The sequence below is a fragment of the Sandarakinorhabdus sp. genome (assembly GCF_031422795.1).
Classification (GTDB): Bacteria; Pseudomonadota; Alphaproteobacteria; order Sphingomonadales; family Sphingomonadaceae; genus Sandarakinorhabdus.
The window spans coordinates 1-14,601 of the sequence record NZ_JANPML010000136.1; the positions used below are offsets into that span (position 1 = coordinate 1).

The following is a 14,601-nucleotide window of genomic DNA, read 5'->3' on the forward strand; positions in this document are numbered from 1 at the left end:
GCTGTGGTTCGGCCCGCCATGATCGGTGCTCACCATCCAGCGCAGGCCGAACTGCCGGGCCATCTCGGCATTTTTCCGAATCGCATAGCGGCCATCCTTGCCGAGCAGCGGGATCGGCGCGGTTTGCGGGCTGGCCGGATCGGGTTCGTAATCAGCGCTATATTCACTGTGGATATGGTGATCGCCGGCCAGCCATTGCCGGCCCTTGGCCGGGATGGCGCCGGCGGTGGGCGTGTTGTGATAGCGGGCGGCAAGCCCGCCATGGGCGCCGTGGGCAAGGGCCGGAGACGCAAACAGAGCGGCCCCAGCCGCCAGAATGATCAAGCGCATGGAGCCGCTCCGTTCGAGTGTCCCGCCGCAGCACGGGGCTGCGGCGGGCGTGAGGCACGATCAATAGGTGACGCGGATGCCGCCGGTGTAGCGACGACCGAAGGTTTCGCGCTCGGTGGTGCGGGCATCGTTGCCCACGAAGCGCCGGCCGGGGCCATTCAAGAGGTTCGACAAGTCGGCATAGACTTCGAAATTCTTGGTGATGGCATAGCGCGCCGACACATCCAGCTCGCCATCGGCAGCCCAATAGAAATCGCCGCCCACGCCCGGTTCACCCAGGCCATCGATCCAGGCGGAACGATACTGATAGGACACGCGGGCCGAGAAGCCATATTTCTCGTAATAGGGGCCAACGTTCAGCACCACATCCGACGTGCCGGGGAAGCGCACCTTGTCGCCGTTCGGGGCGAAGGCTTCGCTGCGGTTGAGCGAGGCGTTGGCCTGGATGCCGAAGCCGCCCCACCAATGATCGTCGCTCAGGAAATTGTCGAGCTGCAGCTGGGCTGCGGCTTCGACGCCATAGACCTTGCCGGAACCGCCGTTGAGCGTGGTGGAGAAGACATAATCCGCCCGGTTGACGCCGCCCGAATTCAGCACATCCAGCCCGAACTGGCGGGTGGAGCCGAACAGCACGTCGCGCACATCCTTGTAGTGGGCACCCACCATGAAGAAGCCGCCGCGACGCGGATAATATTCCCAATAGAGATCAACGCCGCGGGTCTGTTCCGGCTTGGCATCCGGGTTGCCGCCCGAAACGGTCATGTTGGCATCGTTGAAGGTGAAGTTGGGACGCAGCACCGGATAATCCGGGCGGGCCGCACCGGTATTGAACGACAGCCGCACCTTCATCTCTTCGGTGGCGTTCCAGTTGATGTGCAGGCTGGGATAGATCTGGGTGAAATCGCGGTTGATGGTGTTGAGCGTGGTGACCGGGCCGCCAGCGGTGAGGGCGCGGAAGGCGGTGGCTTCGTTGGTCACATGTTCAAAGCGGGCACCATAAATGATGCTGCCCCAATCCAGCTTGGTGACGGCCATGGCATAGCCCGACCACACTTCTTCGGCGACCTTGTAATAATTGTTGTTGTTGAAGTTGAAGCTGGAGAACGGCTCCACCGCGCGGACCACGTCGATGATGTTCTGCTTGCCGAAATAGGGGAAGCTATACCCCAGCGGCAGCTGGCCCTTGTAAGGATCAGGGATGCTCACCGCGGCCGGGCTGAGCGGCAGATTGGCCTGGGTGAAGATGTTGACGCCGTTGAAGGTGGCGCTGCTGTTCACATCCAGCAGGCGTTCATCGACTTCCTTGACGCGGTTGTCATACTGCAGGCCAACGCTGAACTTGGTGTTGCCCAGGAACTCGGTTTCGCGGGCAATGTCGATGCGGCCGGTATAGGCATCCGTGGTGTCGATGGCGCGCGTGGAGCGCACGCGGCTGAGCGAGGTGGGGAAATCGGCGATCGATTGCACCCGGTCACCGCGCGACAGCGTGCCATCGGCGGCGCGCAGCGTGCGATACAGTTCGACGCGCTGGGCCTGCGGATCAGTGAGATCATAGAACACGGTTGGGCGGCTGGTGGCGGTGGCGCCATTGCTGCCAAAGCCGGGGCTGTCATAATTCAACTGCGCAGGAACGCTGCGATCATCCTTGGACTGGGTGTAGTTGCCGCGCCAGCTCACCGTCCAGCCATCGAACTTGTGGTCGCCGCCGATGGTGTTGATGAAAACGGATTGGCGGAATTCGCGCGACGTAAGGTTGGAGGCGATGTCGATCCCATGCACGGTGCCGCGGAACGGACTGTTGACGCAGGCATCGGCATAGCCGGTGGTGTTGGGAGCCAGCACGCTGTTGGCGCAGGCGGTGTTCAGGTTGGGCACGCGGCCTTCCTGATCGTCCAGATCGAAGATATAGTTGGACCGCAGCTCGTCGTCGGTGAATGCCGAATAGATCGACGTCACAAACATCTTGTTGTCGCTGTCCGGCGCCCATTCCAGCCGGCCCGACACGCTGTAGTTGCGGCGGGTCAGGCGATAGAGCTTGTTTTCGGTTTCACGCGCCCACACCCGGCGCGGGCCGCCGGCGGTATCAACCAGCGTGTTGGCGGCATCGCCGGTGATCGGGCGCAGATCGCGGCTCACCGTTTCCCAATCGGTTTCGGTGTTGTCGGTGGCCATGGTGCGTTCGTAAAAGCTGCCCGACAGCACGGCGCCGATTTCACCGATGCCGGTTTCCCAGCGATCCGAAATCACGCCAGTGGCTTCATATTCGGTGCCGCCGCCCAGATCGACCGTGCCGATGCCGGCGCGGCCCTGCACGTGCAGGCCCTTGTAATCAAAGGCCGAACGCGTGATCACGTTGATGTTGCCGGCAATTGTTTCGGCGGTCATGTCGGGCGTCACGGCCTTGCGCACGATCACCTGCGTGGCGATGGCCGACGGGATGGAATCAAAGCGCGCATCACGGCCTTCCGGCGAGATGACGTTGATGCCGTCGAAGCTGAGCGTGGTCCAGTTCAGCGGCGCGCCGCGCAGGTTGACGTAACGGGCCTGGCCTTGATCGCGCTGTACGGCGACGCCGGGCAGGCGGGACACGGCCTGGGCGATGTTCTGATCGGGCAGGCGGCCCACGCTGTCGGCAGAGAGCACGCTGACCAGCTGGTCGCTGTTCTTCTGCACCAGCAGCGCGGCGCGTTCGGATTCGCGGATCGGGCGCTCACCCGAAACGACGATCTCGCCGTCTTCTGCTGTGGTGGTTTCGCCGGCGCGGGTGCGCGTGGGGGCGGCCTGATCGCTGCCCGCCTGTTCGGCCACAGCCATCACCTGCGCCATGGCAGGCGAACCCGCCAGGCTGGCCAGCAGCGCAAGACGAAGCGCAGCAGTGCCGCGTGCAGACAGGTTCAGGATCATGACAAGGCCCCATTACGCCGAACCCGATGTTCGGCAGACAGGAGCGCCGCTACGCAGCCAGTGTTACGGCATGTTTACTGCCAGATGACGGTTCGATGGCCGTGCCGTTACAAAACCATGACGATGCACTTTGGCCACAGACCGCGCCGATCAGGGCAGCGGCAGAAACCGCCAGCCCCACACGGCCATGCCGGCCGCAATGCCCACGGCATAAGGCAGATCCGCCCCCACCTGCACCAGCCGCGGCGCATTTTCGCCGGTGATGCCGGCCAGCGCCAGGCCGCGCCGCAGCAGCATCAACACCAGCGCCAACATGCCGCCGGCAATGGCGATCAGCACGACCTGCGCCGCCAATGTGCCCAGCGTTGCCCAGCAGGCGCAGCCGGTCATCACCTTCACATCGCCGCCGCCCAGCCAGCCACGCGCAAAGGCCAGCAGGCCAAAGGCAAAGAAAGCGCCACCGGCTGCCGCATGGCTGGCCCAGTTGAACCCCGGCGTGCCCAGCCCGAACAGCACGGCGCCGATGATGATCAATACGGTGATGGTATCGGGGATTTCAAACGTGCGCAGATCAAAGCCGGCACTGGCCAGCACCGACAACGCCATCAACCAAAAACCGGCATCAGCCAATGTCATGCCGCAACAACCATCATCTGGGCGGCGCGCCGGCGCTGGGTTCACGCAGCTTCTGCGCCTTCAGTTCGGCCAGATATTGCAGATTGGCCCAGGCGGCGCGGTCGAACTGCGGGTTCAACGTCATGGCGCGGTTGAGATAGGCTTCGGCCACACTGAGATCACCGCGCATCATCGCGGCATAACCCACCGTGTTCAGATCAGTGGCAAGGCTGGTCTTGTCGCTGAGCAGGAAGGCTTCCTGGTAGCGGCCTTGCATGGCGCGGGCCAGCGTCAGATTGGTGCGCGCTGGCTTCAGCGTCGGCTGCAGCTTCAGCGCGGCCACCAGATCACGTTCGGCCGCTTCGTGGTGGCCGCGCAGCAAGTGCGACCAGCCGCGATTGGCCAGGATGCCGGCATCTTGCGGGGCTGCGGCCACCGCCTTGCCATACGCCACATCGGCCGCCGGCCAGTCGCGCGCCTTGTCGGCCAGCACGCCCAGCGCATTCCAGGCGCGGGCCAGACCGGGATCGGCTGCCACGGCCTGTTCCAGCAGCGGACGCGCTTCGGCTTCCTTGCCTTCGCGCAGGCGGATGATGCCCAGGCCCTGGCGCGCCACTGCCGCCAGCGGGCCGTCGATCAGCCCGGTGAAGGCTTCGGCGGCTTCGGGCAGGCTGTCACCAGCCAACGCCAGTTCAGCTGCGCGCAATTGCACATCGGGAACGCCACTTGCCCACATCGGTGCCAGCAGGGCGCGGGCATTGTCGAGCCGACCTTCGGCGATGGCGGCATCCAGCATGGCCAGCGCCTCGGGGCCGGGCGGCGGGGTGGGCTGCACCAGCGTGGCAGCCATATCAGCGACGGGCTTTGGCGGTTTTGGTCGGCCCATGGCTGGGGTAACCACCGCAGTGGCCAGCGCCGCCAACAGGATCAGGAACGCCAATCGGTGCAGCTGCTGGAACAGCGGGGTCGGGCTGGACGTTGACAGCTCATCGCGATCGGCAGTCGGCGACGCAAGCGGCGCAATCGTTTCGGGCGATTGGCCAAATGGCTCGGCGCCATCAGGCACTCAAGGCTCCGATGCGGGCAACCAGCGCTTCCAGCCGGGCAATCGCCAGTCGCACCGCGTCCGTGTCGTCGACGGCACCGGGATCGGCCTGGGCCGAAAGCGCGTTCACCAGGCGCATGTAGGCGCGGTCTTCGCCAGCGACAGCAAAGCGTGAGGCGTCAAAGCCAGCCAGCCAGTCGATCGCCACAGCGGCCGGCGCCAGGAAACGGCGCGGCGCCAGCGGCGTGGCCGTGGCCAGTTCCGGCAAGGCTGCAAGATCGAGCAGGCGCAGCGGCGCCGGCTGGAACGACGGCAGCAGCACCTGCGCCACTGAATCACCGGCGGCCAGCAACTGGCTGAAATCCGGCGGCACATCGGTGACATTGATCACCTGCGGCAACAACACGGCTGCCGTGTTCGCCATCGCCGGGGCCGCTTCGGCCAGCGACAGCGTTGCCATCGGGATGGTGAGCGCGGCAAGATTGTCGAGATTGGCCGCAATCAGCGCCGGTGCGGCCTGCTGCGCTGCGGCACTTTCTTGGGCCAGCGTGATCGGGGCCAGCGTGATCGGTGCGGCCAGCAGCGGCATTTCGCCGGCGTTGGACAGTGCCAGACTGGCGTTGATCCGGGCCACCGGCACGCCGCCGGCACGCTGCGCGATCGCCAGACGTGGCGCCGTGACCGGATGGCTGATCGCGCTCGGCAACACCAGCACGGCTTCGCCGCTGCTCGCCATGTCGATACGGGCGCTGGCAACGCGCACCGGCGCATCAGCCGCAATGGTGGGCACCATAGCAGCGTTTTCCAGCGCAGCGGCCACCAGCAACAGGGCGCGGCGCGCGGCGGTGGCGGCGCGGCCATCGTCGCTGCTGCTGGCCCGCTGCAGCCATGCGATGGCGTCGCGATGCTGGCCGGCCCGGTGCAGGGTCCAGCCCAGATTATAGGCGATATCGCCCGCGCCCGGTTCGAGCGCGAGGGCCATTTCGAAATGCTGACGGGACAGATCGATGCGGCCCAGCCGATCATAAGCGATGGCGATGCCGTTCAGGGCCGCCACCGATCCAGAATTCTGGCCCAGCGCCTGACGGAACGCGGAAATCGCCTGCGCGGCGTTGCCTGCCGCCAACAGGCTGCGGCCTTCGGCCAGCGCAGCCGTTTCATCCTGGTTGTTGGCGACGGTGCCGCTGGGCAGGCCATCGTTGCGCGGCCGGATGTCTTTTGAATCAAAGCCGTCGGCCAGCGCCGGCGACGAGCCGGCGAGCGCAAGAAGAAGCGCGGTTTTCTGTTTCATTTGCCCCTCGCCGCCTTGTTGGATTGCTCCTGCTTTTCCACCTGCGCCATCTGGTTCTTCATGCCGATCGCGGCCGGCAGCATCAGCACCGACACCATGACGGGCAGCATGAAACACACCAGCGGGATCGACAGCAGAACCGGGATCTTGTGGGCTTTTTCTTCGGCACGCAGCCGGCGGGCTTCGCGCATTTCGCCGGCATAGATGCGCAGCGCCGACGCCACCGATGCGCCCAGCTTGTCGGATTGGATGATGAGCGTGGTGAACGAGGTGATTTCCGGCACGCCGCTTTTCTTGGCCAGCATGCGCAGCGCCACTTCGCGGCTGCGACCGGCGCGCAGTTCAAGGCTGACCTGGCCGAACAATTTGGCCAGCAGCGGGTGCGAGCCAACGATTTCGGAACCGACACGGCTGAAGGCGGCATCGATGCCAAGCCCGGCTTCGAGGCAGACCAGCATGAGATCGAGCGTATCGGGGAAGCCGTTCAGCACTTCCTGGGCGCGGTTTTCAGCGCGCGAGCCAACGATGATGCCGGGCAGATAAAGGCCGGCAACCGCAGCGCCCATCAGCATCATGTACAGCTTGACCGGCGGCGGCCAGTCGCCGCTGACGGCCAGCACGGACACCACCAGCGTGGGCAGAGTCAGCGTGCCGATGGCGCGGGCCAGCGTAAAGGCGCGGGGCGCCCAGAGCTGATCAAAGCCGGCGCGCTGCAGCTTGTCCGCGATCTTGCCCGAGGCATCGTCGGTCAGGCTGAGACCGCGCGCTTCGATTTCGTGCAGCAGCTGCGCCCAGCGCGAGGTGAGCAGATCGTTGCGGATGCTGCCCGGGCCGTCATCGACAGCCGCGCCACCACCCTGGCTGGCCAGACGCCCCTTGATATCAGAACGGCCCAGCACCATCGGGGCCAGCGCCAGCACGACCAGCATCACGGCCGCGAACACCAGCCCGAGCACGATCCAGTTCGCCATGGCTGCACTGCCCATCGCCGTTACACCTTGATCGAAATGAGGCGGCGCATGATCACGACACCCAGAACATAGAGGAACAGCACGCCCAAAACACCGGGCATGAACCAGGGATCACCAACCACATCGAGATAGAAACTGGGCTGGCTCGTGAAAACGCCGACAAAGGTGATGATCGGCATGGCGGTGAGCAATGCGCCGGTCATCTTGCCTTCTGAGGCCAGCGCGCGAACCTTGAGCACCATCGCGGCCCGGTCGCGGATCACCCGCGTCAGGCTGTCGAGGATTTCGGCGAGGCTGCCGCCGGTTTCAGTTTGAATGGCCACCGATACCACGAACATGTTGATATCCGGCGTCTGCACGCGACTGGCAAAACCCTCCAGCGCGTCGCGCAGGGGTGAGCCATAGTTCATTTCAGCCAGCACCAAGCCCAGTTCCGAGGCCAGGGGATCAGGCATTTCGTTGACGACCAGTTCCAGCGCGCCCGACACTGGGTAACCCGCCCGCAAACCACGAACCAGCACATCCAGCGCAATCGGGAACTGCGCCTCGATCTTTTTCAGGCGGCTGGCAGCGATATAGTTGAGGTACAGGATGGGCAGGGCAATACCGATGCCGCCGGCAAACAACACGATCAGCAGAACACCGCCAGCAGAGGTGATCTGGCCGCTGATGCCGCCGATCAGCGGGAACAGGAAGCCGATCAGCAGCGTGACGGTGCCCATCCAGCTGAGCATGCGCTGCGCGCTCATGCGGACGCCGGCCTGGTTCATGCGGCTGTCGAGATAGCGGATGAGCGACGGCAGCAACGACTTTGACACGTCGGTCGTCTGCCGGCGCAGCGCGGTGATCATCTCTTCCGATGACGCCCCGCTCTCGATCAGCGCCATACGCTTCGAAACCCGCCTTTTGTTGCCGTAATTGTCGCGGTACCACATGAAGCCGCCTTCCAGCAGCAGCACCACGGCCAGAAAAACGATGCCGTAGAAAACGAATTCGGGGTCGATGAACGATGGCAGCTGCACTTCAACCCTCCTTGCGCTTGAAGGGATCGAACATGGTGCTGGGCAGATCGAAACCGCGCGACTTCAGAATTTCCATGAACTTGGGCCGCACCCCCATCGGGCGCATTTCGCCGATGACCTTGCCCATTTCATCGACGCCTTCGCGCACGAACTTGAAGATTTCCTGCATCAGGATGATCTCACCTTCCATGCCGGTGATTTCGGCCACCGAGGTGACACGGCGGCTGCCATCCTGCAGGCGTTCCAGCTGGCACACGACGTTGATCGCCGAAGCGATCTGGGCGCGCGCCGATTTCGGGCTGATATCGATGCCCGACATGCCGATCATCTGTTCCAGACGCGACAGCGCATCGCGCGGCGTGTTGGCGTGCAGGGTCGTCATCGAACCATCGTGGCCGGTGTTCATCGCCTGCAGCATGTCAAAGGCTTCGCCCGACCGGATTTCGCCCAGGATGACGCGATCCGGCCGCATACGCAGCGCGTTCTTGACCAGATCGCGCTGGTTGACCTCGCCGCGGCCTTCGATGTTGGACGGACGGGTTTCAAGCCGCACGACGTGGCTCTGCTGCAATTGCAGTTCCGCCGAATCCTCGATGGTCACCACGCGTTCGTGGCTGCCGATCGAGGCAGACAGCGCGTTGAGCATGGTGGTTTTGCCGGAACCGGTACCCCCCGACACGATGAGGTTGCGGCGGCTGGCCACCACTGCCTTAAGCATGGTGGCGCAATCTTCGGTCATCGAGCCATATTCAACCAGCTTGTCGAGGCTGGTGCGGCTGGGCGGAAATTTGCGGATCGAAAGGCAGGGCCCGTCGATGGCCAGCGGCGGAATGATGGCGTTGATACGGCTGCCATCGGGCAGGCGCGCATCGACCATCGGCGAGCTTTCGTCGACGCGGCGGCCGACGTTGGAAACGATCTTGCCGATGATGCGCAGCAGATGCTGGTCGCTGGCGAACCGCGTGCCGACTTCCTCGATGCGGCCGCGCCGTTCCACAAACACCTTGGTGGCGCTGTTGACCATGATGTCGGAGATGGTCGGATCTTTCAGCAACGGTTCGAGCGGGCCCAGGCCAAGCAGTTCGTCGAGAATATCTTCCACCAGCTGACGCCGTTCGGCGGCGTTCAGGGCTTGGTTATTCTCCTTCAGCATTTCCTGCACGATGTCGCCGATGTCGCGCTGCATCTGCTCGCGCGTCATGGTTTCCAGCGCCGCCAGGTTGATGCGGTCGATCAGCTGCTGGTGCAGCATCACTTTCAGTTCGGTATAATCGTCGCGGCGGCGATCCTTGATGCTGACCACCGGGGCCGGCGCGGCCACCGGCGTGGCGGTCTGCACGCTCACCGTGGGCGAATCTGTGGCCGCGTCAGCCGGGACGCCGGTCTTGCGGCGGGTCGGGAAGATCATGCCATCGCCCCCATGCTGACCAGTTCGTCACCAATCTGCGCGGCCATGGCGCGCAGATCCTTTTCGATGCGCGATTTCATCTTGATCTGGCCCAGGCTGCGGCCTTCATCCTGCGCCGCCGAAACGGTGGGGAAATCATTGGCAACGGCAAAATGCACCCGGCCACGCAGCGCCGATTCCGCTTCGCTCAGATCATATTTGCCGAACATGCCGGGGATCAGCCGGTTCATCACCACCCGCACCCGGTCGCCCAGGCCATTGGCTTCGGCGACGTCAAGCTGGCGACGGCCTTGCTGCACACCCGACACGGTCATGTGGGAGATCAGCAGCAAAAGGTCGGCCTTCTGAATGGCCATCGCCGTCCAATCCATCCAGATGCCGGGCATATCCAGCAGCACCAGATCGAAATTCTGGGTGGCGACATCCAGCAGGCGATCGATGAACTCCGGCGTCACCAGATCCAGTGCCGACATGTCGTTCGGCGAGGAAATCACCGAAGCACCCGATTGGTGGCGTTCCAGCACCATCTTGAGGAACTCGGCGTCCAACCGGTCATCGGCTTCGATAAGATCGGCAATCGAAAGCCGCGGCTTCAGATTCATGTACATCGCCGCATTGCCGCGCTGCAGATCAAGATCGATCAGCAACACTTTTTTGTTGGCGGCCCAGATCTGCGCCAGCTGGGTGGCAATCATGGTGGTTCCGATCCCGCCCAACACGCCCTGGAACGCGATCACGTTGCCGCTGCGGGCCGGGCCGCCGCCGGTGCGAAGCTGGCCCAGCCGTTCGCGGCCGGTATCCAGCGCCTGCGCCAGTTCCTCGCGGCTGAACGGGATTGGCAGCACGTCGGCCACGCTGGAACGCATCAAGCGCCGGGTGGTGGTGATGGTCAGATCATGCGCTGCCGCCACCACCGGGATGCGGGCACCCACGCTGAGAGCAAAGGCCTCCAGCGCGGCCAGTTCATTGGCGTTGTTCGGATCGATTTCCAGCACGACCAGATCGGTGCGGCGCAACAAGGGCCCGTTCACCGAGAATTTGTCGAGACCGCCGTCAAACACGTGGATGGCGGCGCCCAGGCCCGCAAGATGCGACGGATCGATGGTGGCGGCCGTCGCTGGCGTCACCACCAGCGTCACCCGCAGATCACCGGCATCAGCCGACGGCTCGGCTTCCGCCTTGTCGCGGCCGCCCAAGGCAGCAAGACGCGCCAGCAGGGCCATCAGCGCGGACCAGCGGCTTGCTGGTTCACTGGGGCATCGGTTCCGGTGGCGCTTCCGCCGCCAAGCTTGGACTCGCCCGACAAGGAGCGCAGCGGCTTGACCTGGCCAGTGCGATAACGCGTGAGGGCCGTATCGGCCAGCATGCCATTGCCGCCTTCGATCTTGATACCAGCATAGCTGGGCGTGAGATCAACCGTCATCATCGCGATGTTGTTCTGCGTGACAAGGCCCAGGCCCTTGTCGTCGGCTGCCGCCGGTGCTGCCAGGCTGACCATCAGGGCAACGAGCAGCAGGGATGTTGCAATCTTGAACATCGCTTACCTCACAATATGTCCGTGCTCGGCAGCAACACCGCCGGGCTTGTTGATGGCACTGGCCGGGCCGGGCAAAGGCAGGGCAAGGCCTGGCTTCATCCGGCGTTCCGATTTGCCGAGCAGGAAGAAATCGGTATCGCTGGGTTCCAGAACACGATCGGTGGGCACCTGCAGAGCCGCGCCGGCCGCGACTGGGCGCACGATGCGCGGGGTCACCAGGATCACCAGCTCGGTTTCCTGCCGTTCAAAGTCGCTGGAACGGAACAGCGCGCCGATGATCGGGATTTTGCCCAACAGCGGCACGGCGTTCACGGTATCGCGGAAATCGCTCTGGATCAGACCCGCGAGCGCAAAGGTCTGGCCGTCGCGCAGTTCCAGCGTGGTGCGCGCACGGCGAACCTTCAGGCCGGGAATACGCAGATTGGCCAGCGTCAGGCCGGCGGCCGGATCGAGGCTGGAAACTTCCGGCGCCACCAGCAGGTTGATCAGGCCATCTTCCAGCAAGGTGGGCGTGAAAGCGAGGCCAACCCCGAACTGTTTGAATTCAATGGCGATCTGATTGTTCTGGGTCACAGCCACCGGCACCGGGAATTCACCCCCCGCCAGGAAGTTGGCGGTTTCACCCGACAGCGCGATGATGTTGGGCTGGGCCAGCGTGCGGATCAGCCCCTGGCGCTCCAGCGCCTGGAAACGGAACGAGAAGCCCGGCATCGAGAAGGCGCCGCCAAAGGTGCCGGTGATGCCGAAGCCGGGGCCAACGCCTTGCGCATTGGTGCGGGCCAGCGTGCCATCGTTTTGCGTGCCAAATTGAACCTGGTCGATGCCCAGCGCCTTGACGGTGCCGCGCTGCATTTCGGCAAAGCGCACTTCCAGCAGGATCTGCTGGGCCGTGCCGACACCGGTCATGTTGATGACCTTGTCCGGTGCATAGGCCATGGCGATCGTCATGGCGCGCTGCACTGCGGCGGCACTGCTGGCGGTGCCCGACAGGATCAGCCGGTCGTTGGCAACCTGTACGCCCAGATTCTCGGTGGGCAGCACTTCCGCCAGTTTCTGTTTCAGGCCCATGGCGTCCGGCGTTACCGTCACATCGACCACGGCGATCACGCCGCCCTTGGCATCATAAAGCGTCAGGTTGGTCGTGCCGATTTCCTTGCCCAGCAGATAGGCCACGCGGTTGGTGACCGGGCTGACATCGGCGATCTTGGCGTTGCCGACAGCGATGCGGGCAAAGGGCCGCGGCACGCGCAGGGTTTGCGACTTGTTGATGGGCAGGCTGAGCGTCAGCCCGGTGGCTGCCTCCACGCTGCTTTCAGCGGCCTGAGTGGCAGGAGCAGCCAGCGCCGTAGCGGCGAGGCCAATGGCGAGAAGGGGTCGAAGCATCATTTGCCGATCACCGATTCAAAGCTGGAGGTCGTGCCATTGCTGGTACCACGCATCACAACCACGCCCGGGCCGACCGGCGCCTGGCCACTGTTACCGGCCGACGGAGCCGGCGGGCCGGACGGCGCCGCGCCACCGGAATTGGGTTTGCGCACCAGGCGGGTGATGGTGCCATCATTCAAGTCCATCACTTGCGCTGTCTGAAGACGCATGCGGCTTTCATCGCTGAAGTGGCGCAGCGCCAGATTGAGCGAACCGACCGTGACCGCCAGCGCGATCTTCTGGGCCTGCAGCGGCGTCACTTCCAGCGTGGCGGTCTTGACGAGTTCGGGTTTTTCCTTGCCCACATTCATGTCGGAACCCACGGCCAGCACGCGCGCGCCCTGGGCCAGCAGTTCAGAATAGGGCATGGCTTCTTCGGGCTGACGGGTCATGAACACGTCGACACGGTCGCCGGGGAAGACGAGACCGCCCACGCCCGAAACCTCGTTCACCGGCACCGAAACTGCGCGCATCTGCGGGCCCAGCAACTGCGCCGTGGACAAGCGATTGGCACCAGTGGCCAGCGAGTTTTCGGTGAGAATTTCATTCGCCACGATCGGGCGCATGGCCGTGCGGCCGGCGCCCATGGTCAGCTCGTCCAGGCGCTGGAAGCTGCCCTGGGGCAGGGTGTTGGCCGGCCAATCGACCACCTTGACCATTTCAGGTTTGATTTTTTCGCCAAATTTGATGTCGGCAGCGGCAACAACCGTAGGCACGGTGCGCACAGCGGCGGTTTGCGAACCAGCGTCGTCACCGCTGCTCAGGAAGGTGCGGGCAAACAGCACCGCGATCAATCCCAGCGCGACAGCGGCGATCAGCATGATGATGGAGGAGCGGCGCATCAGCGGGCCACCCGGTGGGCACAGTCAAGCTTGATGGTGCATGCAGCACCCATCAGCGACCGTGGCTTGTCCTTCGTCTGCATGTGCACAGCTCGCCCCTCTTGCAACTGTCTCCAGCCCGGTCGGATCGACCAGCTGAATACCCCTGTTACGGCCAGACAACGGTCCAGCTTGACAGTTACGCCCGAACGCTACTTTTACACGTGCGGGCTACCCGTCATCGGGAACGCGCCCTGGCAACGGCCAGAGCCGCCACCTGAAATTCACCCGTTGTTCGATGGGAACGGTACCGGAACAGGAAAGCGCTGCGGTCACCGTTGCCAAATCTGCTTCAGGCCCGAACAACAGGAACCGCCTGAAACGCTGCCACCTGTACACTGGCGGCAGGAGAACTGGCCGGGGCGCGAACGCCCCGGCCAGAACCGGATTAGAAGGTGGTCGAAGCTTCGGCGTCGAGAGCCGTACCGGTCTGCGTCATGGCGCTCTGCAGCGAACCACCGAAAGCGGTGGCGCCGAGAACCACGAAGCCGCCGAGCACGGCAACGATCAGAGCGTATTCAGCAGCCGAGGCGCCGGACTTGTTGCCCTTCAGAGCGATCAGGAACTTCATCATCGTTTTTCTTCCCACTGTTAATGGACCGGGATTTTCCCTGATCCGTTTCTTGCAAGGTCCCGCTCATTTAGACGAGCGAACGGGAGGGATGACCGTTGACGCCGATCGGATGAAAACCACTGCTTCCTCCGGCCGATATCCCGCAATCTAAATAAACCGCCGTAACGATTTGAACAATATCGAATTTGGTTTATAAAATTTGTCTATATTACGTCGATTTTCATCATAGTTTACGTTTTTTAGTAAATATTTACACGTCGTTATCTCTAGTTAAAGCCGACAGTGGTTGATAACACTTGCGTGCCAAAATTGCCCCATTGAAACAAGAACTTAGGAATCGCACTGAATCGTAAATTTTTATGGTTTTCAAAGGCTTAGGGAGGCCTGTTAAGTGCGGAAAAAAGCCCCGAAATGGCCGTTCCGAGGGCGAATTCGGGGGGATTCCGTCACAAAAACCCGTGTGGCCAAAATGACACGCGCCCTGCGACCAATTTGTTGAACAGTCCAATTAACCACCATTCTGGCCCAGAAAACGAATCGCCAGACCGCCGATTCGAATCAGTCCAGAGTGGAATCAGGCCCGTTCGGCGCGATTCGC

General features: G+C 63.5%; 12 protein-coding genes and 1 pseudogene. All 13 read right to left on the minus strand.

Translation table 11 applies throughout. The annotated features are described in order from the left end of the window. Positions 1-330, minus strand: a pseudogene (locus RMO81_RS04980) (phosphoesterase); the annotation flags it as partial. 60 nt (positions 331-390) lie between these two features. Continuing rightward, complete coding sequence (locus tag RMO81_RS04985; protein WP_310474656.1) at positions 391-3,234, minus strand: TonB-dependent receptor; 2,844 nt, start codon at positions 3,232-3,234, stop codon at positions 391-393. 150 nt (positions 3,235-3,384) lie between these two features. After that, on the minus strand, positions 3,385-3,870 hold the full coding sequence (locus RMO81_RS04990) for a prepilin peptidase (protein ID WP_310474657.1): 486 nt from the start codon (positions 3,868-3,870) through the stop codon (positions 3,385-3,387). 13 nt (positions 3,871-3,883) lie between these two features. Beyond that, a complete protein-coding gene (locus RMO81_RS04995; protein ID WP_310474658.1) occupies positions 3,884-4,915 on the minus strand; it encodes a tetratricopeptide repeat protein in 1,032 nt (343 codons plus the stop codon). Then, positions 4,908-6,185, minus strand: a complete 1,278-nt coding sequence (locus RMO81_RS05000) for a tetratricopeptide repeat protein (protein WP_310474659.1) — start codon at positions 6,183-6,185, stop codon at positions 4,908-4,910. The genes RMO81_RS04995 and RMO81_RS05000 overlap by 8 nt, the downstream gene beginning before the upstream one ends. After that, the gene (locus RMO81_RS05005) at positions 6,182-7,171 is read right to left on the minus strand and encodes a type II secretion system F family protein (protein WP_310474660.1); all 990 of its coding nucleotides are present in this window, start codon (positions 7,169-7,171) and stop codon (positions 6,182-6,184) included. The genes RMO81_RS05000 and RMO81_RS05005 overlap by 4 nt, the downstream gene beginning before the upstream one ends. 5 nt (positions 7,172-7,176) lie before the next feature. After that, positions 7,177-8,178 (minus strand): type II secretion system F family protein, encoded by a 1,002-nt coding sequence (locus tag RMO81_RS05010; protein ID WP_310474662.1) that lies wholly within the window; start codon positions 8,176-8,178, stop codon positions 7,177-7,179. Position 8,179: 1 nt separating this feature from the next. Beyond that, on the minus strand, positions 8,180-9,586 hold the full coding sequence (locus tag RMO81_RS05015) for a CpaF family protein (RefSeq protein ID WP_310474663.1): 1,407 nt from the start codon (positions 9,584-9,586) through the stop codon (positions 8,180-8,182). Further along, positions 9,583-10,809, minus strand: a complete 1,227-nt coding sequence (locus tag RMO81_RS05020; RefSeq protein WP_310474664.1) for an AAA family ATPase — start codon at positions 10,807-10,809, stop codon at positions 9,583-9,585. Before RMO81_RS05020 ends, RMO81_RS05015 begins: the two co-directional genes overlap by 4 nt. Further along, on the minus strand, positions 10,809-11,123 hold the full coding sequence (locus RMO81_RS05025; RefSeq protein ID WP_310474665.1) for a hypothetical protein: 315 nt from the start codon (positions 11,121-11,123) through the stop codon (positions 10,809-10,811). The genes RMO81_RS05020 and RMO81_RS05025 overlap by 1 nt, the downstream gene beginning before the upstream one ends. Positions 11,124-11,126: 3 nt before the next feature. Then, positions 11,127-12,509: a type II and III secretion system protein family protein gene (locus RMO81_RS05030; RefSeq protein WP_310474666.1), complete on the minus strand. Its 1,383-nt coding sequence runs from the start codon at positions 12,507-12,509 to the stop codon at positions 11,127-11,129. Then, complete coding sequence (gene cpaB / locus RMO81_RS05035) at positions 12,506-13,390, minus strand: Flp pilus assembly protein CpaB (RefSeq protein ID WP_310474667.1); 885 nt, start codon at positions 13,388-13,390, stop codon at positions 12,506-12,508. The genes RMO81_RS05030 and cpaB overlap by 4 nt, the downstream gene beginning before the upstream one ends. 427 nt (positions 13,391-13,817) lie before the next feature. After that, entirely contained in the window at positions 13,818-14,003 is a 186-nt protein-coding gene (locus RMO81_RS05040; protein WP_310474668.1) for a Flp family type IVb pilin, read from the minus strand. Positions 14,004-14,601: the final 598 nt, after the last annotated feature.

Excerpts from the sequence above, each read along its gene's own strand:
- RMO81_RS04985 (WP_310474656.1), bottom strand. The coding sequence starts at position 3,234 with ATGATCCTGAACCTGTCTGCACGCGGCACTGCTGCGCTTCGTCTTGCG.
- RMO81_RS04990 (WP_310474657.1), bottom strand. The coding sequence starts at position 3,870 with ATGACATTGGCTGATGCCGGTTTTTGGTTGATGGCGTTGTCGGTGCTG.
- RMO81_RS05000 (WP_310474659.1), bottom strand. The coding sequence starts at position 6,185 with ATGAAACAGAAAACCGCGCTTCTTCTTGCGCTCGCCGGCTCGTCGCCG.
- RMO81_RS05005 (WP_310474660.1), bottom strand. The coding sequence starts at position 7,171 with ATGGGCAGTGCAGCCATGGCGAACTGGATCGTGCTCGGGCTGGTGTTC.
- RMO81_RS05015 (WP_310474663.1), bottom strand. The coding sequence starts at position 9,586 with ATGATCTTCCCGACCCGCCGCAAGACCGGCGTCCCGGCTGACGCGGCC.
- RMO81_RS05020 (WP_310474664.1), bottom strand. The coding sequence starts at position 10,809 with ATGGCCCTGCTGGCGCGTCTTGCTGCCTTGGGCGGCCGCGACAAGGCG.
- RMO81_RS05025 (WP_310474665.1), bottom strand. The coding sequence starts at position 11,123 with ATGTTCAAGATTGCAACATCCCTGCTGCTCGTTGCCCTGATGGTCAGC.
- RMO81_RS05030 (WP_310474666.1), bottom strand. The coding sequence starts at position 12,509 with ATGATGCTTCGACCCCTTCTCGCCATTGGCCTCGCCGCTACGGCGCTG.
- cpaB (WP_310474667.1), bottom strand. The coding sequence starts at position 13,390 with ATGCGCCGCTCCTCCATCATCATGCTGATCGCCGCTGTCGCGCTGGGA.
- RMO81_RS05040 (WP_310474668.1), bottom strand. The coding sequence starts at position 14,003 with ATGATGAAGTTCCTGATCGCTCTGAAGGGCAACAAGTCCGGCGCCTCG.